21 protein-coding genes are annotated in these 23,431 nt (G+C 48.4%); 15 read left to right on the top strand and 6 right to left on the bottom strand.

The annotated features are described in order from the left end of the window. Positions 1–181: 181 nt before the first annotated feature. From ACTJJS_RS23095 to ACTJJS_RS23050, 10 genes are all read left to right on the top strand, one after another. Positions 182–772, top strand: coding sequence for a hypothetical protein (locus tag ACTJJS_RS23095; RefSeq protein WP_168871681.1), 591 nt, complete (start codon positions 182–184; stop codon positions 770–772). A 297-nt stretch (positions 773–1,069) separates the two neighbouring features. Continuing rightward, positions 1,070–3,775, top strand: coding sequence for a hypothetical protein (locus ACTJJS_RS23090; RefSeq protein ID WP_343743518.1), 2,706 nt, complete (start codon positions 1,070–1,072; stop codon positions 3,773–3,775). Between the two features lie 224 nt (positions 3,776–3,999). Further along, complete coding sequence (locus ACTJJS_RS23085) at positions 4,000–4,737, top strand: Crp/Fnr family transcriptional regulator (RefSeq protein ID WP_168871683.1); 738 nt, start codon at positions 4,000–4,002, stop codon at positions 4,735–4,737. A 27-nt stretch (positions 4,738–4,764) separates the two neighbouring features. Further along, positions 4,765–5,679, top strand: a complete 915-nt coding sequence (locus tag ACTJJS_RS23080; protein WP_440665404.1) for a hypothetical protein — start codon at positions 4,765–4,767, stop codon at positions 5,677–5,679. A 116-nt stretch (positions 5,680–5,795) separates the two neighbouring features. Then, positions 5,796–6,656 (top strand): TraB/GumN family protein, encoded by an 861-nt coding sequence (locus ACTJJS_RS23075; RefSeq protein ID WP_440665403.1) that lies wholly within the window; start codon positions 5,796–5,798, stop codon positions 6,654–6,656. 133 nt (positions 6,657–6,789) lie between these two features. After that, a complete protein-coding gene (locus ACTJJS_RS23070; RefSeq protein ID WP_440665402.1) occupies positions 6,790–8,970 on the top strand; it encodes an outer membrane beta-barrel protein in 2,181 nt (726 codons plus the stop codon). A 41-nt stretch (positions 8,971–9,011) separates the two neighbouring features. Further along, positions 9,012–9,749, top strand: coding sequence for a hypothetical protein (locus ACTJJS_RS23065; protein WP_440665401.1), 738 nt, complete (start codon positions 9,012–9,014; stop codon positions 9,747–9,749). Then, on the top strand, positions 9,746–10,585 hold the full coding sequence (locus ACTJJS_RS23060; RefSeq protein ID WP_440665400.1) for an SUMF1/EgtB/PvdO family nonheme iron enzyme: 840 nt from the start codon (positions 9,746–9,748) through the stop codon (positions 10,583–10,585). The genes ACTJJS_RS23065 and ACTJJS_RS23060 overlap by 4 nt, the downstream gene beginning before the upstream one ends. A gap of 180 nt (positions 10,586–10,765) precedes the next feature. Continuing rightward, entirely contained in the window at positions 10,766–11,059 is a 294-nt protein-coding gene (locus ACTJJS_RS23055) for a hypothetical protein (RefSeq protein ID WP_440665399.1), read from the top strand. Continuing rightward, on the top strand, positions 11,031–11,387 hold the full coding sequence (locus tag ACTJJS_RS23050) for a helix-turn-helix domain-containing protein (protein ID WP_440665398.1): 357 nt from the start codon (positions 11,031–11,033) through the stop codon (positions 11,385–11,387). Before ACTJJS_RS23055 ends, ACTJJS_RS23050 begins: the two co-directional genes overlap by 29 nt. Positions 11,388–11,405: 18 nt before the next feature. Here ACTJJS_RS23050 and ACTJJS_RS23045 read toward each other — a convergent pair whose 3' ends face one another. Further along, positions 11,406–11,798 carry a winged helix-turn-helix transcriptional regulator gene (locus tag ACTJJS_RS23045; RefSeq protein WP_440665397.1) on the bottom strand — a complete coding sequence of 131 codons (393 nt, stop codon included), beginning with the start codon at positions 11,796–11,798 and terminating at the stop codon, positions 11,406–11,408. 38 nt (positions 11,799–11,836) lie between these two features. Continuing rightward, a complete protein-coding gene (locus ACTJJS_RS23040; protein ID WP_440665396.1) occupies positions 11,837–12,073 on the bottom strand; it encodes a hypothetical protein in 237 nt (78 codons plus the stop codon). Between the two features lie 89 nt (positions 12,074–12,162). Here ACTJJS_RS23040 and ACTJJS_RS23035 point away from each other — a divergent pair, with 89 nt between their 5' ends. The 3 genes from ACTJJS_RS23035 to ACTJJS_RS23025 all read left to right on the top strand — a co-directional run bounded on the left by ACTJJS_RS23035 (position 12,163) and on the right by ACTJJS_RS23025 (position 13,790). Continuing rightward, positions 12,163–12,393 (top strand): helix-turn-helix transcriptional regulator, encoded by a 231-nt coding sequence (locus ACTJJS_RS23035; protein WP_440665395.1) that lies wholly within the window; start codon positions 12,163–12,165, stop codon positions 12,391–12,393. A 62-nt stretch (positions 12,394–12,455) separates the two neighbouring features. Then, positions 12,456–12,653 carry a chryseobasin-related MNIO class RiPP peptide gene (locus ACTJJS_RS23030; protein WP_440665394.1) on the top strand — a complete coding sequence of 66 codons (198 nt, stop codon included), beginning with the start codon at positions 12,456–12,458 and terminating at the stop codon, positions 12,651–12,653. Positions 12,654–12,668: 15 nt separating this feature from the next. Further along, positions 12,669–13,790 carry a multinuclear nonheme iron-dependent oxidase gene (locus ACTJJS_RS23025; RefSeq protein WP_440665393.1) on the top strand — a complete coding sequence of 374 codons (1,122 nt, stop codon included), beginning with the start codon at positions 12,669–12,671 and terminating at the stop codon, positions 13,788–13,790. Here the strand turns inward: ACTJJS_RS23025 and ACTJJS_RS23020 are convergent, their stop codons facing one another. Continuing rightward, on the bottom strand, positions 13,791–14,120 hold the full coding sequence (locus ACTJJS_RS23020) for a hypothetical protein (RefSeq protein WP_440665392.1): 330 nt from the start codon (positions 14,118–14,120) through the stop codon (positions 13,791–13,793). Positions 14,121–14,197: 77 nt separating this feature from the next. On the opposite strand from ACTJJS_RS23020, the gene ACTJJS_RS23015 reads away from it, so the two are divergent. Further along, complete coding sequence (locus ACTJJS_RS23015; protein WP_440665391.1) at positions 14,198–14,839, top strand: HAD family hydrolase; 642 nt, start codon at positions 14,198–14,200, stop codon at positions 14,837–14,839. Here ACTJJS_RS23015 and ACTJJS_RS23010 read toward each other — a convergent pair. From ACTJJS_RS23010 to ACTJJS_RS23000, 3 genes are all read right to left on the bottom strand, one after another. Beyond that, positions 14,831–15,565, bottom strand: coding sequence for a hypothetical protein (locus ACTJJS_RS23010; protein WP_440665390.1), 735 nt, complete (start codon positions 15,563–15,565; stop codon positions 14,831–14,833). The two genes, ACTJJS_RS23015 and ACTJJS_RS23010, sit on opposite strands and share 9 nt — an antisense overlap. Before the next feature lie 118 nt (positions 15,566–15,683). Continuing rightward, positions 15,684–17,129 carry a RagB/SusD family nutrient uptake outer membrane protein gene (locus ACTJJS_RS23005; RefSeq protein ID WP_440665389.1) on the bottom strand — a complete coding sequence of 482 codons (1,446 nt, stop codon included), beginning with the start codon at positions 17,127–17,129 and terminating at the stop codon, positions 15,684–15,686. Between the two features lie 10 nt (positions 17,130–17,139). After that, positions 17,140–20,220 carry a SusC/RagA family TonB-linked outer membrane protein gene (locus ACTJJS_RS23000; protein WP_440665388.1) on the bottom strand — a complete coding sequence of 1,027 codons (3,081 nt, stop codon included), beginning with the start codon at positions 20,218–20,220 and terminating at the stop codon, positions 17,140–17,142. Between the two features lie 497 nt (positions 20,221–20,717). Here ACTJJS_RS23000 and ACTJJS_RS22995 point away from each other — a divergent pair, with 497 nt between their 5' ends. Beyond that, positions 20,718–23,429, top strand: coding sequence for a hypothetical protein (locus ACTJJS_RS22995; protein ID WP_440665387.1), 2,712 nt, complete (start codon positions 20,718–20,720; stop codon positions 23,427–23,429). The last annotated feature ends 2 nt before the right edge of the window (positions 23,430–23,431 follow it).

The raw sequence follows: 23,431 nt of genomic DNA, 5'->3' as shown, positions 1-23,431 counted from the left end.
AGGGTTTGGGCCGGTTGTGACCGGGTATGCCATCGAGTTGTTAAAGAAATTTTAAAATGATGATGGCGGTCATCGCTGTGAAAATTATTTAGCTCTAATATTGTGTCACAAACCTTGATAAAAGAATGCGCATTTCATCATTCAGGTTGCTGTTTTCTCAAAACTTTTAAACCCAAAAAAAATGAAAAAGCTATTATTGTCTGCAGCTTTTGCAATTGCTGCCTTAGGCGGTTACGCGCAATCAGGATCTGCTCCTGTTTCTCCCAATTCCCAAGCCCCTTCATGCTGTGGTGTTTCTTCTGACTATTCTGCAGTGCTCGTTAGCCTTGAATTATGCAATGTAATTGAAATTTGCCCTCCGTTGGATGTTATGTGCGCAAAATTCGACAGCAAAGAAGATTATAACTGCGGTGAAGAGCTTGAAGACTTCTTCGGTCACAAATCTGCTAATTTTACTGTTAGCTCCAACAGAAACTTTAACGTAACTATCAAATCTTCTTCCCCTAACTTCTTGTATGTAGGTAGCGGTACTGGTAATACTGTTATGCCTTGCTCTATCCTGAAATACAACCTGAGCAGCAACGGTACTGGTGGTACTAACGCTACTCCGATGTCCTGGAATCCGCTGACAGTTGCTGCTGCTCCATTGATCAACAATGGCGTACACGGTGTCAACAAACCTTTCTCTGTGAAATTCAAAGCTGATCCAGGATGGGATTTCGCTGCAGGCACTTATGGTCTGGGTGTTATTTTGACTGCAACACAGTTATAATATCAAGGATTGGACGCTCAAGTAAGCCTTTTCAACGGAGAAGGCTTACTTGCCCAAAGACTTAAGCTGGATATTTTGTTGGATGTTATGTGGATGGATGGTTCGTTGGATGTTAGTATGTTGGATATTAGATGTTAGATGTTTGATGTTTTTTACGTTGGATGTTACCTCAATGAGTTGGATGTTACCTCTTTAACCTGGATGTTACCTCAATAAGTTGGATGTTTCCCGAGAGAGATGAAGTTGGATGTACCCCTTTTACCCCCTGTCAGCCAGATGAAACTGTCGTTACCCCCCATGTTGTGCATTTTGTGGCACCTCTGTTGCACTGTCTACATCCCGGAAGTTTCCGGGCAGGGAGTTGCCGGTTTTGTTGTAACGTTAAAAGATTCGCTGGCTGCCAATAAAGATAGCCGCTTTCTGTATAATAATATTCGGATCACCAATAAGTACCATCAGGCACAGTCCTTTCAGTTATCGGTGACGGTCCCGGATGGCTGGCGGTTGATGGCCCCTGCGAAGTCATTGTCAAAGGTGCTGGACCCTGACCAGTCGGAAGTGGTGCCTGTAATATTGATGCGGCAGCAGAATGCGCCGGCGCTCTGGAAACCCGTACAAGTGCAGGTTGATGCGAAGGCCTATCGGTTTTATATAAAAGCGGAACCCATCTGTGAGTTTTTGGTTACCCCTCTTACAAGTGTTATCCAATTAAAAGGTCAGGAAAAAGACTTTACAGTTACGCTCCGGGTCAGGAATACCGGTACCGTTCCCGGAGCTTACCTGGCCAATATCAGGAATCGCAACCTGGACATTAACAGTACCGAAAAATTTAGGTTGAAGCCCGGCACAGATACCGTGTACTCTTTTTCCTACCATCTGAAGGACAAGGCGATGAACATGCTGAAAGCTGAGAAGTTGCAGATCAATGTGGAAGACACGGCAGGCATAAGCTACATGAATTACGCCATGCTCGAGCGCGTACAGCATGAACGAAAGGAAAAAGAGTCACCCTATATTACCTTCCCGTTCTGGATAGAAACAGGCGTTATGATATGGGGAAAGCAAGTTAGTTACTATGGTGGTATGCACGGTGAGATCCCCATTGGTGACAACAAGCTTTCCTTTTTTTACCGCACCAAACAATATGGCCTCGGCAATAATCTGGAACAAAATGTGATGGGATTCAATTACCAGACAAAACATTGGGACCTCTACGCAGGGCATATGAGCGATATCAAATACTTTTTTACCTACGGCAATGGCGGTAAAATCACGTACAGGCCCAAACCCAATACGGAGTTTACCATCAGCGGCACCAAGCACAGTGATGCGCTTACCTGGTTTACCAATGACAACCTGACGATGACCGCCAAATATCCGGTAGGGAAAGTCACCGTGCTGCAAGGCATTGCAGGAGACGTAGACCATATACAGCGGCGACAGTCCTATCTTTTCAACAATGAACTACAGTTGATCAATACCCCCAAAGTGTTGTTAGCTGTAAACGCAGGGGTGGGCATGGACTTCTTCGCTAAAAAGATACCGGGCTTTCCTGACAAGCCAGGCATGGCATCGGGCTATAACTTCTCCTATCATGGAAAACGGATCGATTTCAATAGCCTGGTGCAATATTACAATGATTATTTCCCCGGGCTGAACAAAGGGCTGACGTATCAATTCCATGATATTAACTGGAAGTTCGGCAACAACGCTGTGGGTGCTTTTTACCAGTACAATCACTCCGGCGTGAATACGCTCCGCGATACGATTTACAGCACAGACGCCTTTAAGTTCAACATCGCCAAATACGGCCTTAAGTACAGCCATGGTTTTATGAACGGTTCCTTCTCCCTCAGTGGTGGTTTGATGAAACAAAGCATAGTCGTAGGCAGTACCATGCCCGAATATATTTTCGGAGAGATGTACCTGAAGCGGCAGACCGGCAAAAAATTCAGTTTCTTCCTGAACTCCATCAGCGGGTATAATGGTTCATACGGAATCGATAAAAAAGCTGTTTTTCTCACTAATACGAACATGTCGCTGGCTTATAAGGTCTTTGGCGTAAAAGGTACGTTTATGCAACAACCCGTGTTTGATCAGACAACAGAAAAGAATTTTCTGCGATATGTGCAAACCATGCTGGCCGGCCCGTTTATGACGTTTACTTTGTTTAAGCGGGTAAAGACAAATGTTTACTATAATTTCTCCAAATCGTTGTATGATAATCTGGTATATCATCAGGTAGGTGGCAATATTATGTACAGCAATCCAAAGAATGGACTGGACCTGAGCGCCTCTGCGATGATACCGCTGGAAAGCGGCAGCCTCGCCCCAAATGGCCTGGGTGAGAAATATATCAGCATATCAATGACTAAAAAATTTAATGTACCAATAATTTTCAGGAAAAAATACTTCACCTTGAACCTTTTACCATTTTTTGATGTTAATGGTAACGGAACCAGAGATGCCGGAGAGCAGCTTATCCCTAATCTGCAGATCAATATCAACAGTATTCCCTTTATCTCAGATGAAATAGGCTCTATCTCCTATCGAAATGTCACACCAGGTAAATACCAATTGGATTTTGGCGGCGCTAACAACGTCAAAGGCGTAATACCTGCTTCCGGTTTAACACAAACGGTTCCGGTGAACAAAGATCTGACTGTTCTGATTCCTTTTAAAAGGAGCCGGGTAATTACCGGGAAGATCATGATCAGTTCCGACTCCCTGGCCAGGAGCAATTTCCCTCGCAGCAACATCAAAGTAATCGCAACAGATAGTACAGGCATGCTGTATAGCACCCTGACAGACGACATGGGTAGTTATTTCCTGAACGTGCCTGCCGGCAAGTACGCCGTATCCTTGAATCCGGAGGCGTTCAGTGACAAAATAAGACCCAGGGTGATGTCCTATTCAGTGGACGTGGCTACCCGTCTGGAAGCAACGGCAGATTTTGAGATAGTTGACAAAAGCAGGGTAGTAAGGTTTTTTAAGAAAAAGTAAACAGACCTCGAATATCTAAATACTATGATCATGAAAAATATGAGATCTATTTGTTTAAGTATGCACCCCAAATCGTGATAGCTTTATCCTGATGATAACCCCGAAAGAAAACACCGTCTCTTTCAAGAAAATTTAACCATATCCCGTTTAATTGCTGGACCGTTCCCCCAAAAAAAACGTGTTAGTATGTATGTCATTGTCATGTCCTAATTAATTGCTGAAAGATGAAAAAGGTAATGTTTATTGAAGAGGAAGCGGATTGTAAACACTCATTAACCCCGGCTATGCATTCTTTTAACCCTGTTACCACTGTAGACGAACTGCTGAAAGCGCAGGTCGACGACGGCAACGTAATCAGTATTAAAAAGAAACGAATTATTTATGCAGAAGGCAAAACCGCGGCATCCATTTTCTACATCCTCAAAGGAAAAGTAAAAACCAGTAAATGGAATGAAGACGGAAAAGAGCTCATCACCGGCCTTTACCATGAAGGCGACTTTATCGGGTTCAATGCCCTGCTCGATAGCGGCAGGTACCGCGAAACGGCCGAAGTAATTGAAGATGCTGAACTCGTCATTATTTCCCGTACCGACCTGGAACTTCATTTCGAATACAACAGCAGCTTTCTGCGCAAGTTCCTGGACATACTCGCCGCCAATATCGCGGAGAAACAGGAACAGATGCTCCGGATGGCATACAGCCCGCTCCGTAAGAAAGTGGCAGAAGCGCTGCTGATCACCTGCAAAAAATACAATCCTACCAATCAGGGCGAGTTCAGTATGAATATCAGCCGCTGTAACCTGGCCGCACTGGCCGGCGTGGCGAAAGAATCCCTGATCAGGACATTGAGCGATCTGCGTGATGAAAACATCATCCGGATAAAAGACGGAAAAATTATTATAACAGATATCAGAAAACTGGAACACCTGATTTATTGCTCAGACGGAAAACCGAACATATAACCCAATATCATCAAATTCTACCGTGCTATGAAACAGTTGATGCTATTATTATTCCTGTCGTTCAGCGTTCTATTTATAAAGGCCCAGGATACTACCAGTAAAAAAAGTATGATCGTAAGGCCGGCAATTGATACCAGTAAAACAAGAATGACGGCCGGGTCGCCATTCGCTTTGAAAAGCCCGGCAAAACCGGCAGATACCACCAAAAGAGGGCTGACCATAAAACCCTCAACGATAGACTTTAAGCTGAATAACGGACAAACAGGTACTGCCCATGTGTATATCGTCAATCACCTGAACAAGAAGAAACAGTTTACGCTGTATCTCAGTGACTGGATCAGGGACTCGCTCGGCGTACATGTGTACACCGCGCCCGGCAGCACCGAACGCTCCTGCGCCCGCTGGATAAAACTGGACAGGACATTTGTGGAGGTTGACACAGGACAAACGGCTGATATCCCGATTAAAATGATGGTGCCGGATTCATCTGCCGTCACCGGTGAAATGAAATGGACCATGCTTTTTCTCGAAACAACAGAAGAACAGATCGTAGAATCGCCCACCGGGCTGAAAACCAACGTGACAAATAAAGTCAGGGTAGGGGTACACCTTTATCAGACACCCCCGTCCCTTACCTATAAAGATGTGAAAATACTCTCCTTTGACCACGCCGATACCAGCGCCCGGATATGTCACATCACGTGTCAGAATACGGGGACGGTGCAACTGGAATGCACCGGCTATCTGGAACTATCTAATATCGCCACCGGCGATAAAACGAAGATCGATGTACCCATGTTCCCGCTGTTCCCGGAACAGAGACGTGTGGTGGAATTTGTAATACCCGACAAAGTACCCAAAGGAAAATACTCACTCATAGGAGTGATCGACGCAGGAACAGACGTACCTATGGAAGCTGCACAGGAAATGATAGATATCTGAACTGTATCCACTTAGAATCTGATCCGGCACTATTCTTAGTGCCGGAAAATTTTTTTGGGAAAACTGTAACGAAAGTTTATCTGCTGCAACTAATACTGTAAATAAACTTTTTAACAATGATACAGTTGCTCAAAAAACTCTCCTTCGCCATTGCCACTATATGTACCGTTACTACTACGTCCTTTGCCAACACATCACCGCAGCCCACAACGAAAACAGTCCTGTGGAAAATATCCGGCAACGGACTGGATAAACCTTCCTACCTGTTTGGTACTTTTCATATGCTCTGTAAAGATGACCTCATCATCAGCGACAAAGCTAAAAAAGCCTTTGCAGGCACCAGTCAGCTGGTAATAGAAACCAACATTTTTGATCCTGCGGAAATAAAGCTGGCGCAAAAAGAAGTCATGTCCGATGTTCCCCAAAGCCAGCGATTGTCCAAAGAAAAATATGTGTTCGTGGATTCCGTGCTCCGCGCCAGGATAGGTGTGCCTTTACAGCGGTTTGACAGTCTCCGCCTGAGCGCGCTGGTAGGCGTGCTGGCACAACTGGGCTTCACCTGCCCACAGCCTGTCAGCCAGGAAGCAGCGCTTTATCAATATGCACAACAGCAACAAATGAAGTTCGCCACGCTGGAAACAATAAAAGAACAGGTGGACTACATGAACAAAGGATTCTCCGACGCCTACTTTTTTAAATTCCTCCAGGGCATCGACTCCCTGAAGCATGTAACTACGCGCATGGTCAACGCCTATAAAACGGAAGATATAGATGTGATACAGCAGGAAATGAACGACGCGGACATGAACTACTGGCTGCTGACACGCCGTAATGCAAACTGGGCTGTTAAAATGCCCGCCATGATGCAGGCCAATAGCTGTTTTTTCGCAGTTGGTTCCGGCCACCTCGCCGGAGAAAATGGTATCATTCAACTGCTGAAAGCCAAAGGCTATACGGTGACCCCTGTTTTAAATTGATTTGATCACACAAAAAAAACTAAAGTATCCCTGATAACGAGTAAAAAGAGCCGGGAACATCTGCCCGGCATTTTTATAAGCGGTTATTAAAATCCATGTTCCTTATGTATTTTGCAGGCTTTGACCGTACTGTATGTATAAATTTATCTTGTTGGTGCTGGCTAGTTTACCCACCTGCGTAACTGCCCAAAAAAAAGACTCAACCATTAAAGAACTGAAAGAAATCTCCATTGTGTCTAAAAAGAAAACGGTTGAGTTTAAAGATGGCAAAGTAGTGTATAATGTCAGTAACAGCGTAAACGCCATGGGCAGTAATGCGCTGGAGCTGCTGAAACGCTCTCCCGGTGTGATGGTGGACCCTACCAATAACATTTCACTCAACGGGAAATCAGGTGTTACGGTGTATATCGATGGTAAGCCCAGTTACATGCAGGGCGATGCCCTGGCTGCATTATTGAAATCATTGCAGTCTGCTAATATCCACAGCATAGAACTGTTGCCCAATCCATCCAGTAAATATGACGCTGCCGGCAGCGGTGGCATCATCAATATCCGCCTGAAAAAAAATACCGCCTCAGGACTTAACGGTGATATCGCTGCTGGTATGCATTTTGGGCAAACACCCAAAACAGAAGGAGCACTGAACCTGAACTACCGTACCGGTAAATTTAATCTGTATGGTAACTATAACCACTACTTCGGATATCATAACATGGAATATGATTTCTATCGCATACAGGAAGGGGAGATCATCGATAACCGTACCCGCGACGTGGATATGCGTAATCCTGTGAACTTCAAACTGGGAGCCGATTATAATATCAACAGCCGGCATACCGTAGGGGTAATGATGAACGCCAACCTGTACTTCGGTCCGGGGATGACCAATACCACCACCTACCTCTCGGATGCAGCCACAGGGCAGTTGACGTCCATGCTGAAAGCTACCAATGACTACTATTCGCAAAAACAAAACTGGAAAAACTACAACGTCAACTATCAATACAAGGATACCAGCGGCCGGTTGTTCACCACAGACCTGGACTATGGCTACTACAGGGCCCGTATCAAAAATATCCTGTACAACCATTTCCTGAAAGCTGACAGTGTGACCGAAACCGATCAGTATACGCTGCGTACTTTTAATAACAGCGACATCAACATCTACGGCATCAAAGCCGATTATGAACAACCGGTGCAACGCGGCAAAATTTACGCAGGCGTCAAAGCCAACGCCGTGGCTAGTGACAACTGGGTGCAGATCTTTGATGTAAAAGACAGAAAGGACTACCTGAACGAATCAAAAAGCAATACTTTCCGCTACGATGAAAAGGTATATGCAGCATATGCCATGGCCGACCAACAGTGGGGGAAATGGAAACTGCAGGCAGGTCTGCGCCTGGAACAAACAGTAGCAGACGGCGTGTTGCATGCCAAAAGCCTGGCTACCGGTAAAGATACTTCGCAGCAGGTGAACAACCGTTACCTGGACTTTTTCCCGTCTATGCAGTTGTCCTTCCGCCCGTCGGAGCTACATCACTTTTCATTGCTGTACAACCGTAAGATAGACCGGCCTACCTATACAGACCTGAATCCTTTTTCCTACCAGCTGGATGAACTTTCCTCCTGGCAGGGGAACGCCTTTCTGCGGCCACAGTACTCCAACAGTGTCACGGCAGGATATAACGCCACCGGCATCCTGTCGGCCTCATTAACGTATACCCATCGCCGTGATATGTTTGTGCCGATATCGGATAGCATCAATGGCAACAAAATGGTGATGACGCCAAAGAATGTGGGATCGCAGCACCTGTTGGCGCTGAACTTGTCTTCCAGCCTGTCGCCGTTGCCATGGTGGAGCATCTCCGCCAATGTGAACGCGTTCTATAAACAGAATCTTATCACCTTCGATGAACGCAGACACGCCCGATTAAGCGTTAATACCGTGCAACTGAATGTGCAGCAGGTATTTGATCTTGATAAGAAAACGCAGGCGGAAATCAGCGGTAATTATCAGTCGCCTGATATCTATGGCGGTTTCCAGCGAAGCAAACATAACTGGCAGCTGAATGTTGGCGTGCAACGTAAAGTGCTGAAAGACCAGGGAACCGTACGGATCGGTATCAACGACCTCTTTCAGACGGCCCGCTGGTATGGCGTCCGGGATTTTGACGGGCTGTACTACCGCAATAAAGGTTATGAAGATTCCCGTCAGCTGAGGATTGGCTTCAGCTACCGTTTTGGTAACGTAAAACTGGCCAGGGCAAGGGAACGGAGCTCCGGACTGGAAAGTGAATCCAGAAGGGTTAAATAATGCGGAGATGTCTTAATTTAGCAGTCTAAATAAAAAAGTACATGAAATACCTGATGTTTGTTGCCGCCATTTTAGGATGTTTGCGCCTCTCTGCGCAGGAAGATGTGCCGGCGGAGTGGAAATCGCCGAGCAAGTCCAGCGAAGCCTATGCCGCCTACCGGAGAAAATTAACCGTACCTCCCTATGGACTGGCAAAGGTAAAAGCACTGATCGAAAAAATCCCTTATCAGGAGGACGACAGCTCCCCGATGAGCAATAAAGATTACATGTCCCTGTCTTTACGGGAAAAGTTCACTTACCATATGATCCATGCGGAGATCAACGCGCAGAACTGCGATGTGCGCCCGCCCATCCAGGACGAAGACAAAAAAATATTCGGCCAGATGGCAGACGGTTCCGAAGAAAGCGTATGGAGCGACCGGCAAAGCAAATTCATGATCAGCAACCGCGATTCCGTGATGGCGCTGATCAAGGAGTCCACTGACCGCAGCAAGAGAATGGGTGCCAATTACAAAATGGCGATTGTAGAGATCAACGGGCGGGAGATGATTCCTTATATCATTGAAGTGTACAACAGGGATAAAAAAGACCGTGACCTGCTGACGCTGCTGATGCTGCTGATGAAGAACAATGAATATAAAGAATTCATGGCTTCCCAGTCTTACCGTAAACTGTACGGAGAGAAAGCCGACTATCAGTCTTATATCGATTTCAACAAAGGCAACGAAGACCTGATCATCAAAAGAGCCACTGATTACTACAATACGATCCGTAAATGAGCGGCTTTTTAACATATTGCCTGCAACGATTTACCCCGGTCCTGCTGATGCTGGCCGGGGTAAATGCTGTTAATGGCCAGACGTCGCGCCTGGTGCATGTACCTGCCGGAGACTACACCCTTGGCAGAAAAGGCTATATCAACAATCCGCTGCGTACCGTACATACCAATGGCTTCGATATCGCAGCTACGGAACTGACCAATGCCGAATTTGAAAAATTTGTACAGGCTACCGGTTATGTCACCGATGCAGAGCGGAATAAAAACGCGCTGGTATTTAGTCCGGGGCTGCGTGAGTTTCGCTGGCTGGAAGACACCACAGCCTGCTGGCGTTATCCCAACGGCGTTACCCGTGGCGGCATCGAAAATAAAATGGACCATCCGGTAACGACCATCAGCTATCGCGATGCTGTTGCTTATTGTAAATGGGCAGGCGTCAGGCTGCCCACCCTCGATGAATGGGAAATCGCTTCCCGTGCCGGCGCTACCACCACCTACTTCTGGGGTGATGATATGATGCCGCTTTCCACCTATGCCAACGTGTGGCATGGCCGCGACCACCTCCAGGCCGACAGTACCGACGGATATATGTACACCGCGCCGGTAGGAAGCTTTAAACCGAACGCTTGGGGCCTGTACGACATGTACGGCAACGTCTTCGAATACTGTGAAGGCCAGCTGCCGACAGACAAACCTGACAGCCGTTCCGTGCATGCCCGTGGCGGTTCCTGGTGGTGCAGCAAAAATTCCTGCGCTTTTTTTAATTCTGTGGATATCGGTAGGGTAAAAAGAGGGGCATCGTTTAGTAACCTGGGGTTTAGGGTGGTGAGGAAGTAAATACGTTACGTTTTTTGTAAAGTATTTTGTGTCTTTAGTAATGGAAATTATTGAACTTGCTTCAGGAGAAAGAAAAAGTGTCATAATAACCGAAACGCAGAAGAGTGACCTCAAAAATCTGACGGAAGAGAAATTTTTTTTAACTGGCGAGCGCTGGAAGGAGGTTCAATTGTATATCAGTTGCAACTAAAGGAGAAAGAAGGCATTCTGGGAGTTATGGGGCTTATTGATTTCCCGGATGAAGCCAGGGTGGCAGTTATTTCTGGACGGATGGCGTTTATTGAACATTGTAAAAAAATATGTTTTATGTATGTGAAGAAAGGTTTTTCAAAGAAAAAACTGGAAGAACTGGCGGATGATGTAGTAATGACTGAAAAACTTTCACCTGTACAAGAGGTTGAAGCCAGGAAACAGCTTGCAGCTGCACGTAAGAAAACAGGCGGGGATGACAGAGCAGGAGAGGTTGATTGCTAATTTGCTACAGTTGAAATTCCGCCTGGAAGAGTATATTGATAACAGAGAATTTGATGATAAACTGACATTCGGTTATTTCCTGAAAGAGTACCTACAGTTGATTCACAAGAAAAGAAACGAATTTGCTGCTGAAATAGATATTCATGAAACCCTGTTAAGCCAGTTGATAAACAATCACAGAACGCCCAGCGAAAGTGTTATAATCCGCCTTGAGCTCCATTCTAATAACGCTATACCTGCAACTTACTGGTATCGTCTTGTTGAAAAACAAAAAGAGCATTTTATTGGAACCAATAAAGAATTAAGGAAAATGGAAAAAAGTTTGTAAAAAACCCGCTTAGGGTTTCTATTTGATCCCTTTTACATCATGAAGAGTACTGCTAAAAGATGATGCTTCCTGTGGCGTACTCTTACAGTGATGATGCCGATACGCATTACCCCATTCATTCATGGCTTCAATAACTGGCCACAGGGATTCGCCCCAGCTGGTGAGATAATATTCTACCCGTAGGGGTACTTCAGCATATACTTTTTTATAGATGATATGGCAGGCTTCCAGTTCTTTTAACTGTTGGCTCAATACCCGTAGCGAGGCGCCGGGAATGTTCCGGCAAAGCTCACTGGGGCGACGTATGCCCAGATGTAGGCAGTCCAGTATACAGGCTTTCCATTTGCCGCCAAGGGCCTTGATGGTGGTGGCTACGCCATAGTCCAGTTCGGGTAACTTTTTGACATACATAAGGCACGGTTACATTTGCGGCCTCAAATATATCCATTTCAGGCCGCGATGCCTATGATGATAAATTTGTCCATATGGATCAATAGAAAATGCCTTCCCGTTTGCGGCGTTTTAGTTCTCTGCGACAAGGTGGCGCCCAGGTTGCCCTGGAGGTCGTTCAGTGCCACGTTTACGATGGCGGTGTCCAACAGCTCAGGAATGGCACATAGCATGGCGGTCAGCGTGATGGTGACCCGCCGAATCCCATATTTTACGACGGTATTTACCTGTTTCATCTTTTTTTGACAACAAATTTCGCCGGGGGGTGGGTGGGAATAGTTTGGTGAAGGGATTAAAAGGTATGCTAAAAGGATAATACTTAATTTTGCAGTATGTACCTGGACGCTTTATTGCCACATGCTATGCTGGTCAGAGAGAGCAGAGGGTACCGGCAGGCTATATTCATCACCTCCGGATGGAGAAAGCGCGTAAATTACTGCTGGAAGGAGAGCAGGTCAGCACAGTGGCCTACCTGCTTGGGTATAACACCCCCAATAATTTCAGTATTGCCTTCCGGAAAAGGTTTGGGATATCTCCCGGGAAGTTCAAACGGTAACATTTTCACCTGCTGTTCCGTTATACAGCAAAATATATTCATTCCATTTAAAAACCCAAATTATGAATCTGTCGAAATCATTGCTGGGAGCGGTCCTGGCAGGTATTACCCTACAAACTGCCCCTTCTTGTAATGTGCCCAAGGGCCCTGCGGTAAAAGAAGAGAAAAAAGCAGTAGAAAAGGATACGGTGACAGAGCGGAAAGATACTTCAAAGCCGCAGACCGCGGGAGATGGTTGTCCGGCATGCGGAATGGGCTGAATAAATACGTGAATCGTGTCGCAAATATTTTCAACAGTTGCCTGTAATCTGGACAACAACATCCTGGCTGCCTGCCTGCCCCTCATGGACGCAGCCAGGGTTGAAGCCATTGAATGGTCTTTTGACGCGCTATATGCGGTAACGGAAGTACCTGTCTGGTTTGAAGAACTACTCACCGTTTTCAGCAACGAAAACAGGCTGATTGGCCATGGTGTTTTTTTCTCTCTTTTTTCGGGGAGATGGCTGCCGGAACAACAACAATGGCTCAACGATCTGCGCGCCGTCAGCCGTCGTTACCAGTTTGATCATGTAACCGAACATTTCGGCTTTATGACTGGCCGCGATTTCCATCATGGTGCGCCATTAAATATTCCTTACACGCCAACTATCCTCGAGATTGGCCGTGACAGGCTGAAACGAATGCAGGAGGCTTGTAGTTGCCCGGTAGGCCTGGAAAACCTGGCTTTTTCCTATTCACTGGAAGAAGTAAAAAAGCAGGGTGATTTCCTCGATAAGTTGCTGGGGCCTGTCAATGGCTTTATGATCCTCGATCTGCATAATCTTTATTGCCAGGCGCATAACTTTAACCTCTCTTTTGAGGCACTGATCAGTTTGTATCCGCTGCACCGCGTCAGGGAAATACATATCTCCGGTGGCAGCTGGGAAGTGTCCGGCGCTGCGCCCGGAAAGACCGTCCGCCGTGACACCCACGACGACGCCGTTCCGGAAGAAGTCTTCGGCTATCTCGATAATGCAATAGATCTTTGCCCTTCACTGAAATATGTCGTACTGGAACAGCTGGGCGCCGGACTTGACAGCGACAGCAGCCGCGCCGCTTTCGGCCATGATTTCCTCCGGATGGACGACCTTATCAAACAAAAAAACGAAACAATTGCCCCGTTGAACAGTTTCCTGCCGGAAGCATTGCAAATACCGGCACAACCCCCGGAAGACGAATCATTGTACCGGCAACAGCTGGAACTGTCGCAGATACTGGAAACGGCTGTTTCTTTCGATGGACTTATGCAGGCGTTAAAAGCCTCGTCACTGGCACATTCCGCGTGGCAGATTGAAAGCTGGGACCCCGCTATGATTGAGACTGCGGCGCAGATAGCACAGAAATGGAAGAAACGTTAGTTAGCGTTTTTCCACTATGACAGGCTCCTGAAATAATTTCCGCTCCGCTCCGGGTTCCAGGGAAACCAGTTTACCGTTCTCAAAATGCAGGATGGTATTGACTTCGTACCAGAAATCTTTGTGAACGGTTTCCTTGTAATAAAAATCTTCATACAGTACGTCCCCCATTTGGGCGAAACTTTTCTTGAAAGGCTTGCCATAACGGGCAATAACGGCTTGTTTGTTCATTCCGGGTTGTATGTCTGCAGCAGAGAAACGGCTGCTGTTTGCGGTGGCACAGCTACAGAACAGTATGACTGTCGCAGTCATTAGCATAAGCATGATTTTCATAACACTGGTATTGGGTGATAAAGGAATGAATGAAATAACCGTACCACATTTATCTTTATGGCCCCAACTAGAGGTATATGATAACAAACAAGATAAAATGCGTCATATTTGATTGTGATGGCGTGCTGGTAGACAGTGAAATTATTGGTATCCGGGTGCTGCTTGGACTGGCGGCGGAATACGGCGTGGCCATGGAAGAACAGGAAGCGGTGCGCCTGATGAGCGGCCGGAACCTCGTGGAGGCGGTAGCCGTCTTGCAGGCGCTGACAGACCGTCCCTTTGCGGACGATTTTATTGAACAATACCGCACCCGCTCCTATGCGCTGTTTGAGAAAGAAGTAAAACCGGTGGAAGGTATCCGGGAAGTGCTGGAACAACTCACGCTGCCTTTCTGCGTGGCATCCAGTGGGCCGGTAAAAAAGATAGAGCTGAATTTACGGTTGACCGGCCTGTTGCCGTTTTTCGAAGGCAGGATATTCAGTGCCTATACCATCAACAGCTGGAAACCTGACCCGGGCATTTTCCTGCATGCCGCCGCGACGATGGGATTTGATCCTGCGGAATGTGCCGTGGTGGAAGACAGCCTGGCCGGCGTACAAGCTGCCAGGGCCGGCGGTTTCAGGGCTTTGGGATATGCGAGCGAACATAGTGCTGTGTATCTGGAAGAAGCAGGGGCGGAGATATTTTATTCGATGAAAGACTTGCCCCGGTTACTGTAAATGGTTAGAAGAATAGCTTGTTTCCTGATGGGAGGGTGTCTCGCTTAAAAGTTGAATCCTTACTTCCTTCAGATAGTTAAGCCAGTCTTTTAATCGACTTTTTTGTGTGTCGCTATTTGAGATTATATGGACTAAGAGCTTTATTAAAATAGCTATTGTCAGAAAGAACCCGATGAGGTTTGCAAAGAAGAAACTGTTTTCGTTAGGCGCTGTAGTTGTTATTATGGTGGCACATGAAGCTGCAACTGATGTAACTGCGGTAAGCGAAATTATCTTAAACGGTACTGCAGATGTTTGCCTAATATCTTCTTCGCAGTCTTTAATAAGACAATTTATTTTTTCCAGCATGTACATATTGAACTCTTGAAGAAGTTGTGTGGTCTTCTTAATGCGAATGCTCCTTATGGCTTCAATCCGTTCCTTGTTGGTAGAGATGTTTATTTTATGGCACTTCTTTATTACATAGGTATCTGCTTTTCTAAAGTATCGGAAAATTTGTTTAAATGCTATTATTCCAATGACCACTCCAAGAATAACACCAGGGAAAAATAATGACTTTTTTATCCAATAGACTAGCGTGGATAAGCCATATAATATGGCTATGAGTGACGCAACAATCTGTACGATCCATTTGTAGATTCGTTTTGCTTTGGGTGGATATTTATCTGCGATGAGTTTGCGTTCACTGCATTCGTTCCAAAATCTTTCTACAATTTTTGTCTTCATGTTATAGTTGTTTTGGCAACAATAACAACAACGGATCTCTTTTGTTGACCACTCTTAATACCAAAGGCCTCCTGCTTCACTAACCGGAAACAGGAGGCCTTTGTCATTCACTGTTCTCTTAATAACCCGGGTTCTGTCTGATATTGGGATTAGCGCCGGTTTCGGCTTCAGGGATAGGTTGCAGTCTTCTGAAGTCGGTGGTTTTTACAGTCGGATAACCGGTATAGCCTTTTACGCCCATATTCTGGCGGTTGATGTCTGCGTTGGTCCGTGTAAGGTCAAAGAAGCGGAGCCCTTCAAAGGCCAGTTCCTTGCGTCTTTCACGGATGATGGCGTCTGTCAGCGCGGTGCCACTGTACGTATAGGCTGTCAGCGCCGCGTCGCGGTTTTGTGCCACTTTGTTCAGGTAAAGCAGCGCATTGGCTTCGTCACCCAGCCTGGCGTAGGATTCGGCCAGTGTCAGCAGCACTTCTGCATAGCGTAACAGCTTCACTTCATCTTTATCGGTTTTATTGGCATTCTGGTATTTGTTGACGATATACGCCTGATAACCGCCGCGGAGGCTGTCGATGATCAGCGTCCTGCGTTTATCCGTTGCCGTATAAAGCGCATAGGTATCATCGGTGGCGAGCAGGTCGCCGAGGCCGTTGCGGGAATACATATAGTCCATTCCTTCGGGACCGTTGTTGGCTGCGGCGGAGTTGTTCAGTTCAAAAATCGTTTCCAGTTTATCGGTGCGTGCGGCAGATGATGCCCAATAGGCGTTGAAGCTGCCTGCATCGGGTGCCAGGGCGTAACCGCCGTTTTTTACCACCAGCAGCGCTGCATCACGGGCGTTGGCGTAATCGGCCTTGTACAGGTATGCACGTGCCTGTAGGGCCTTTACGGCCTGTTTGGCGATGAAATTGGAACTGGTGGTATGGATGGAAGGCGTGGCGTCGGGCATGATCTTATAGGCGCTGTCCAGATCGCTGATGATCTGATCATATACTTCAGCGACGGTGTTGCGGGCCGGTTTGATAAAAGCGCCGCCTGCATCAGTGGACAGCGTGACCAGCGGTACGCCGTCTGCGGCGGCCTTCACGGTATAAGGGGTGGCAAACCAGTTGACCAGGTTCAGGTAACACAACGCCCGGATGGTATATGCTTCACCTCTCAGTTGGTTCACGTTGTTATTGACATTGATACGGGCGCCGATGATGCGGTTGGCCTGCAGGATGCTATAATAGCTCTGCGACCATAGCAACTTCGCTTCCGGGCTGGACACGATGAACGTGTAACTGTACTGGGCCAGCAGGCGGCTTGAATTGGTACTGCTGAGATATACGTTGTCAGCCAGCAGGTCGCCGAATACAACGGCGTTACGGCCAAAAAGAAAATAGTTGTCCAGGTTCCGGTACAGGCCGGCTAGAGACTCCATCATGTCGGTATCGGTCAGGATGCCTTTCTCTATGGAAACGGACGTCGGCGGCTGCTCGTCCAGGAAATTTTTGCCACAGGCGCTTATCAGGGTGGTGGTGGCCATCAGGAGCGGCAACCATATATGTTTGTTGTTCTTCTTCATGGTCAATAGTTTAAAATCCTACGTTAATCCCGAAGGTGAAAGTTTTGTATTTCAGCATATTCTGATAGTCGAAGCCAGAATAGCTGACTTCAGGATCAAAAGGCAGACGGTCGTCGAAAGTTTTGGTCCAAAGGTTAGTGCCCCTGCCATACACATACAGCTTGTTAACGCCCAATCGTTTGGCCAGCGGCATGTGGCTGAAATCATAGCCGATGCTGATGTTCTGCAAACGGATATGATCGCCGCGGTACAGGCGGTAGGTACTCACGGAGTTGTCGGTGGTGGTACTGAATTTAGGCACGTCTGTTTGTTGACCGGGCGTAGTCCAGCGTCTGTCGTAGATAAACTGGTATTTGTTGTAGGTATAGTAAGCACCGGAGGTGAAGTAAATGTCGGACGCGCCGTATACCCAGTAGCCGAGATTATAGTTGAAATCCACACCGAGGCTGATCCCTTTGTAGGTAAATACATTGCTGAAGCCGCCCATGTATTTGGGAACGGATTGTTTGTTGAGCACTACGTATGTGGCCTTGGAGATATCGGTGGTGGTGGCGGAATGTCCGCCATCGGTATAATACAGCGGGCTGCCGGTTTGCGGGTCTACACCGGCGAATTCTTTCAGGTAATAGTTATTGAAACTGTACCCTTCCTTAAGATAGAACATGTCGTTGCGCTCCAGTGTTCCCTGTGGCAGGCGGGTGATCACGTTTTTGTTGAGCGCGAGGTTAAAATTACTGTTCCAGCTGAAGTCTTTGTATTTCAGGATGTCTCCTTTGATGGTGAACTCCCAGCCTTTGTTGACCATAGCGCCCACGTTCTGGCTTACAGATCCGAAACCGGTGGTCAGCGAGGTGTTCACCGCGCGGATGAGGCCATCGATGTTATTGTTATAATAATCCACGGTCAGTATAAAACGATCGTTCCGGAAACCGATGTCGACGCCGGCATCAAACTTTTTAGAGGTTTCCCAGCGCAGATCAGTGTTGCCGATAATGGAATACTGGCTGCCGTTATAACCGGCATAGCTATACGAACTGCTGTAGTTGGCCTGCGGCATCCAGTCGTAGTTACCAAGATTGGCGTTGCCGGTGGTGCCATAGGAGGAGCGGATTTTCAGCGATGACAATATTTGTTGCTGCTGGAAGAAATTTTCTTCATGCACGTTCCAGGTGCCACCGATGGAATAGAAGCCGGCGTTGCGGTTGTTGGGCGGGAACCGGGAAGAGCCGTCCCTTCTGTAAGAACCGTTGAGCGCATATTTGTTGCGGTAGTTGATACCGGCGCTGGAATATAAAGAGGTGAAGGCGTAGTTGCTGAACTGGCCATAGGCGCCTGTCGCGGTGGCGGCGTTACTCAGCGCGGTCAGGTCTTCATGTGCGGAAGGGAATCCGCTGCCTACTGCGGCCAGCAGGTATTTTTTTGATTTCTGCGCTTCATAGCCTACGGAGGCGGTCACGTAGAAATTGTCATATCCGGGGATATCGTAGCGGTAGTCCAGCTGGTTACGGGTAAGCCAGTTGGTATAGCGCGAATAATAGTTTTTGCTGGTGCCGCCGGCAGATACGCCGTCGCCCATGACCGGGTTCAGGAAGATGGTTTCTTCCAGTGTGTTGTAATCGATGCTGAAATAGCTGGTGTAGACGAGTTTGTCCCAGATGTTCCATTTCAGTTTGGCGTTGCCGAGCATTCTTGTTTCAGACAGGCGTTTGCTATCGTTTTTAGCGATCCATAAGGGATTGTAAATGCCCGGGAAATTCGTGTTGCCGGCGGTGCTGGTGTTGATGGAGCCGTCGGCGTTATAGGCCAGCTGGTAAGGGCGCAGCGCTCTTGCGGCCCAGGTGGGATTGCCGGAGTACTGGGTGCTGTAAGGCGTGTTCTGGTCTACGTTGGATATATTGACGCCGGCCGACAGGGAGAAACGTTTGTTGATCTGATGATCGAAGTTGATCAGGCCGGACACCCGTTTGAAGTCAGCCCCGATGGTAGTGGCCTGTTGATTGAAGTAGCCGGCGGAGGCAAACAGCTTTGTTTTTTCGGTGCCGCTGTTGAGGCTCACATTGTATTGTTGCTGGCGGCCGGTGCGGGTAACGAGGTCGTACCAGTCGTTGCTTTTACCGCTGTTGAGGCCATATTTATCGGCGAGGTCATTGGTCTGTGCATCGGTGTAACCGGAATTGCGGAGGCTTTCGCGGAACAGTTCTGCGTATTGCGCAGCGTTAAGCGGTCTGCCTGCATGGGGAAGGGGTATCTGGCTGGCGATGCCGCCTTCGGCGTCGGCCCTGACCTGTGTTTTTCCCATCCTGCCTCTTTTGGTGGTGATGACAATGACGCCGGTGCTGCCGCGGGAGCCGTATAGTGCGGTGGCGGCGGCATCTTTTAATACGTCGATGCTTTCGATATCATTCTGGTTGATGCCGGCGAGCGCGTTGGAAGTGGTGACGGCGCCGGAGAGCTGGCCGGAGTTGACGATCATGCCGTCTACCACGATCAGCGGATCGGAGGAGAGGGAGAGCGAGCCTACGCCCCTGATGCGGATGTTGACGTTGGCGCCGGGCTGACCGCTGGTAAGCGGTGCCGAGAGGCCTGCTATTTTGCCCTGCATGCTCTGCATGACGGTGGAGAAGGGTTTGTTTTCCAGTGCCTGGCCGCTGATAGTGCCGATGGCGCTGGTGTTGGCGGCACGGGTGGTGACGCGGTAGCCGTCGGTGACTATTACCTCGTCGAGCTGCCGGACGCCGGGCCGCAGGCGGACATACAGCGGCTGGCTGCCTGCTTTTATTTCCTGGGGCAGATAGCCCATCATGCTGAAGAGGATGATGGCGCCTGCCGGCACCTGTTTTAGTACGAAGTGGCCGGTGGCATCGGTGGTGGTGGCCTGTGAAGAGCCGTTCACTTTTACCAGTACGCCCGGCATGGGCGTGCCGATGCTGTCGGTAACGGTGCCGGTTACACGTAGTGTGTCGGTGCCGGCCAGCGCGCGGGAATGGCATAGCAATAACAGGAACAGGGAGAGCGCTGCCGTGAGTGACAATCTCAGGATACCAGGCCTGAACGTGTCAGTATTGCTCCTGGTATGGATGTTGAAAACCATATTTTTAAATTACAGGTTAAAAAATCCCGCAGGCCGGTAATGGCTGGCGTTGATGTTGGTTGCTTAGGTCTGTTATCAGTATACCGCCCTCTGTCCGGTTGATCACATACAAATCCTGTATCAGCCTTCGGCTGATGATTACGTAAAATGGTATGGCTGATTGGTTGATGTAATTCAATCGGCAGCCGGGAGGATGCCGCGTTGATTGGTTGATATTTGTGTTTGTGGTCCGGATAACCAACAGGCGACCCGGCGTATTAATTTATTTGTATACGAATATACATTTATTTTGTAAACAAAAAATTATTTTATCAAAATGTGAATACTATCCGGGGAATGATCGTGAATGCAATGCAATGGCGCTTTATGGTAAATAATACGCTTATTCTTTCAGCTTGATAAGACAGTTTTGTTTACCGGATTTGTCTTGTTTTGTATACAAAATGTCTCTATCATTGTAACAGCTTCATTATCTGTGAATGTAATTATCAACCAGCATGTGTATCGTTAATAATAGCAGGCGCTTTCTTCTGATCGTGGCAGGAGTATTGTTGTGCAGCATCACCACCGCACAGCAGTGGCAATGGAACGTGGACAAAGCGGCGGTCAACCGCCGTACGACCGAAATAGTGAAAGGGCCCGGAAAGATCAGATGGGCCACCCTGAAGGAAAACAGCCCTGCTACCATAGACAGCAGCCAAACGCCCGCCGACCTGACGTTTTCCGTCAGCCTCCCACGGGCAGGCACCTACGAAATGATCACTTATGCCGTCACAGCGCAAAATCTTGACTCCCTCGTAAAGCAAGGAAAGGTAGCCACCTCGCATATCAAAATACAATTCACCGGACAACGCCCCACCCAGCGCATCGTATTCGACAGCTGGAACCATGCCATACAGACAGCCGGTAAATTTGATTTTGCCTCACCGCAACAACAGGTGAAAATATGGCTGCCCAAAGGCATCCGCCTGCAATACATCGCGTTCAAGCCTTATGTGCCGCCGGCAATACCGGCCGCTGCGCAACACTATAAGCCCGCCATTGTGCCTCGTCCCGGCAGGCCACGTTTATGGCTAAACGAAGAATCACTGCCGGTGATCAAATCGCGCCTACTCACCGGAGAAAACAAAGCGGCCTGGGAAAAAGTGAAGGCATCAGCACTGCAGCCGTTCCACTTCGCCTTTGACCCGCAAAAGGAAGTGTTCTACAACGCCGCCCTGGAACAAGCCGCAGAAAAGAAAGCGTTCTATTACCTCATGACCGGCGACACGGCCATCGGCCGCCAGGCCGTGGAACTGATCACACAATACCTGTCCATGCTGGAATTTGGTAACGTGAAATACGGCGATATCACCCGTGAAGTAGGCCGTGCCATCTACACCGGCGCACTGGTGTATGACTGGTGCTATGCACTGCTGGACACACCGGCCAAACAAACATTGCGTTATCATATGATGCGGCAGGCCCACGAAATGGAAATAGGCTGGCCCCCGTTTGACAACAGCGCTATCAATGGCCACGGCAATGAAGCACAGGTGAACCGCGACCTGCTGGCCATGAGCATCGCCATTTATGATGAAGACCCCTTACCTTATCAATATACTTCCTACATCATCCTCGAACAGCTGGTGCCCATGCGGAAGTTTGAATACGCATCGCCGCGGCATAACCAGGGCGTGGATTATGGCGCCTACCGCTTCGGCTGGGAAATGCACGCGGCATGGCTGTTGCAGCGCATGACCGGCCGCCCCGTTTTTGATGACAACATCAAAAAACTGCCTTACTGGTGGCTGTATATGCGCCTGCCCGACGGCACCATGCTGCATGATGGCGATATGTTCAGCGTACGCGCCCATCGCCAGGCCAGCTACTGGAAACAGCCGCAGACCATGCTGCTCTGCTATGCCTACGCTAATGACCCGGTATTAAAAGCCGAATTTGAAAGAGAAGGAGGACTGCCGGACAACCCGGTGCTGTTCCTGCTGGTCAATGATCCGGCGCTAAAACCGGATACCAGCCTTGCTTCGCTGCCATTAACAAAAAGCTACGGCAACATTATCGGCAGCATGGTGGCCCGCACCGGCTGGAACAACCAGCCCGGCAGCAACGACGTGATCGCTCAGATCAAAGGTGGTGGTTATCATTTCGGCAACCACCAGCATGCGGATGCCGGCGCATTGGAAATATACTACCACGGCATGCAACTGGGACATATAGGACTGTACCTTTCGTACGGCACACCGTATGACTTTAATTTCAACAAACGTTCTGTCTCCCACAGCATGATGCTGGCCATTGACCCGGCAGAGCCGTTGCTGTTCCGCACAGAAGCGAATGATGGCGGTTCCCGCTTCAGTCAGCGTTTTCCGGTCACACCACAGGAAACAATTACCGATCCGTGGTTCAACTATGGCACTGTGACGGCTGCCGATTATATTCCCGCTTCATCACAGCAGCCAGGTTACAGCTACTTCAAAGCAGATCTTACGGCTGCTTACTCCGCCAAAATGCAGCAGTATACCCGTGGCTTCTGTTTCCTCGACCTCGGCCGCGATGATGTGCCCGCGGCCATTATCCTGACGGATGATATGACCACCGCACAGGCATCTTTCAAAAAGTACTGGCAGGTCACTACCTTTCAACCACCCGTGGAAACCAGCACCGGCGTTATATTACACAACGCAGTGAATGGCATCACCGGCAAAACATATGTGCATATGTTGCTGCCGGCGCCGGAAAACAGACATACGGAAATATTGGGCGGAGACAGCGCTACCAGCACTTTTAGCCATCCTTATCCGGTCAGTTCCCCCGCGGTATACCGCGTAATGGTGTCATCCGCAACGGCGCAGCAACAGGACCGCTTTCTGACTGTTTTTCAGATGGCCCGTGACAACGCAAAACCGCTGCCGGTGAGGTATTACGAAGCGGTACAACGATATGTGGTCACCATCGGTAACCGTATCGTGGTGCTGGCTTCCGGCTCAGGCCTGATAGATGCTGCGTTTGACCTCTCCGTGGACAATGATCAGCCTTATGAGGTGGTGATGACAGGCCTCGCGCCCGGCTTCTGGAACATACTGGACGGTGAGGGTAAAATAGTGGGCACGGTGAACATCGCCGCAGGGAAAAACGCCTGGTCTTTCCGCGCAAAAGCAGGAACATATAGGGTTTCGCCGGGACGGCCTTACCGTGATGTCAGGAAATAAAA

Source organism: Chitinophaga sp. 22308, assembly GCF_052045305.1.
In the GTDB taxonomy this organism is placed as follows: domain Bacteria; phylum Bacteroidota; class Bacteroidia; order Chitinophagales; family Chitinophagaceae; genus Chitinophaga; species Chitinophaga varians_A.
The sequence above is the reverse complement of the archived record's forward strand: the minus strand, read 5'-3'. Positions and strand labels throughout refer to the sequence as shown.

What these genes read in the sequence shown, in the direction of transcription:
- ACTJJS_RS23095 (WP_168871681.1), top strand. Translation starts at nt 182, where the DNA reads ATGAAAAAGCTATTATTGTCTGCAGCTTTTGCAATTGCTGCCTTAGGC.
- ACTJJS_RS23090 (WP_343743518.1), top strand. Translation starts at nt 1,070, where the DNA reads ATGTTGTGCATTTTGTGGCACCTCTGTTGCACTGTCTACATCCCGGAA.
- ACTJJS_RS23085 (WP_168871683.1), top strand. Translation starts at nt 4,000, where the DNA reads ATGAAAAAGGTAATGTTTATTGAAGAGGAAGCGGATTGTAAACACTCA.
- ACTJJS_RS23080 (WP_440665404.1), top strand. Translation starts at nt 4,765, where the DNA reads ATGAAACAGTTGATGCTATTATTATTCCTGTCGTTCAGCGTTCTATTT.
- ACTJJS_RS23075 (WP_440665403.1), top strand. Translation starts at nt 5,796, where the DNA reads ATGATACAGTTGCTCAAAAAACTCTCCTTCGCCATTGCCACTATATGT.
- ACTJJS_RS23070 (WP_440665402.1), top strand. Translation starts at nt 6,790, where the DNA reads ATGTATAAATTTATCTTGTTGGTGCTGGCTAGTTTACCCACCTGCGTA.
- ACTJJS_RS23065 (WP_440665401.1), top strand. Translation starts at nt 9,012, where the DNA reads ATGAAATACCTGATGTTTGTTGCCGCCATTTTAGGATGTTTGCGCCTC.
- ACTJJS_RS23060 (WP_440665400.1), top strand. Translation starts at nt 9,746, where the DNA reads ATGAGCGGCTTTTTAACATATTGCCTGCAACGATTTACCCCGGTCCTG.
- ACTJJS_RS23050 (WP_440665398.1), top strand. Translation starts at nt 11,031, where the DNA reads ATGACAGAGCAGGAGAGGTTGATTGCTAATTTGCTACAGTTGAAATTC.
- ACTJJS_RS23045 (WP_440665397.1), bottom strand. Translation starts at nt 11,798, where the DNA reads ATGTATGTCAAAAAGTTACCCGAACTGGACTATGGCGTAGCCACCACC.
- ACTJJS_RS23040 (WP_440665396.1), bottom strand. Translation starts at nt 12,073, where the DNA reads ATGAAACAGGTAAATACCGTCGTAAAATATGGGATTCGGCGGGTCACC.
- ACTJJS_RS23030 (WP_440665394.1), top strand. Translation starts at nt 12,456, where the DNA reads ATGAATCTGTCGAAATCATTGCTGGGAGCGGTCCTGGCAGGTATTACC.
- ACTJJS_RS23020 (WP_440665392.1), bottom strand. Translation starts at nt 14,120, where the DNA reads ATGAAAATCATGCTTATGCTAATGACTGCGACAGTCATACTGTTCTGT.
- ACTJJS_RS23015 (WP_440665391.1), top strand. Translation starts at nt 14,198, where the DNA reads ATGATAACAAACAAGATAAAATGCGTCATATTTGATTGTGATGGCGTG.
- ACTJJS_RS23010 (WP_440665390.1), bottom strand. Translation starts at nt 15,565, where the DNA reads ATGAAGACAAAAATTGTAGAAAGATTTTGGAACGAATGCAGTGAACGC.
- ACTJJS_RS23005 (WP_440665389.1), bottom strand. Translation starts at nt 17,129, where the DNA reads ATGAAGAAGAACAACAAACATATATGGTTGCCGCTCCTGATGGCCACC.
- ACTJJS_RS23000 (WP_440665388.1), bottom strand. Translation starts at nt 20,220, where the DNA reads ATGGTTTTCAACATCCATACCAGGAGCAATACTGACACGTTCAGGCCT.
- ACTJJS_RS22995 (WP_440665387.1), top strand. Translation starts at nt 20,718, where the DNA reads ATGTGTATCGTTAATAATAGCAGGCGCTTTCTTCTGATCGTGGCAGGA.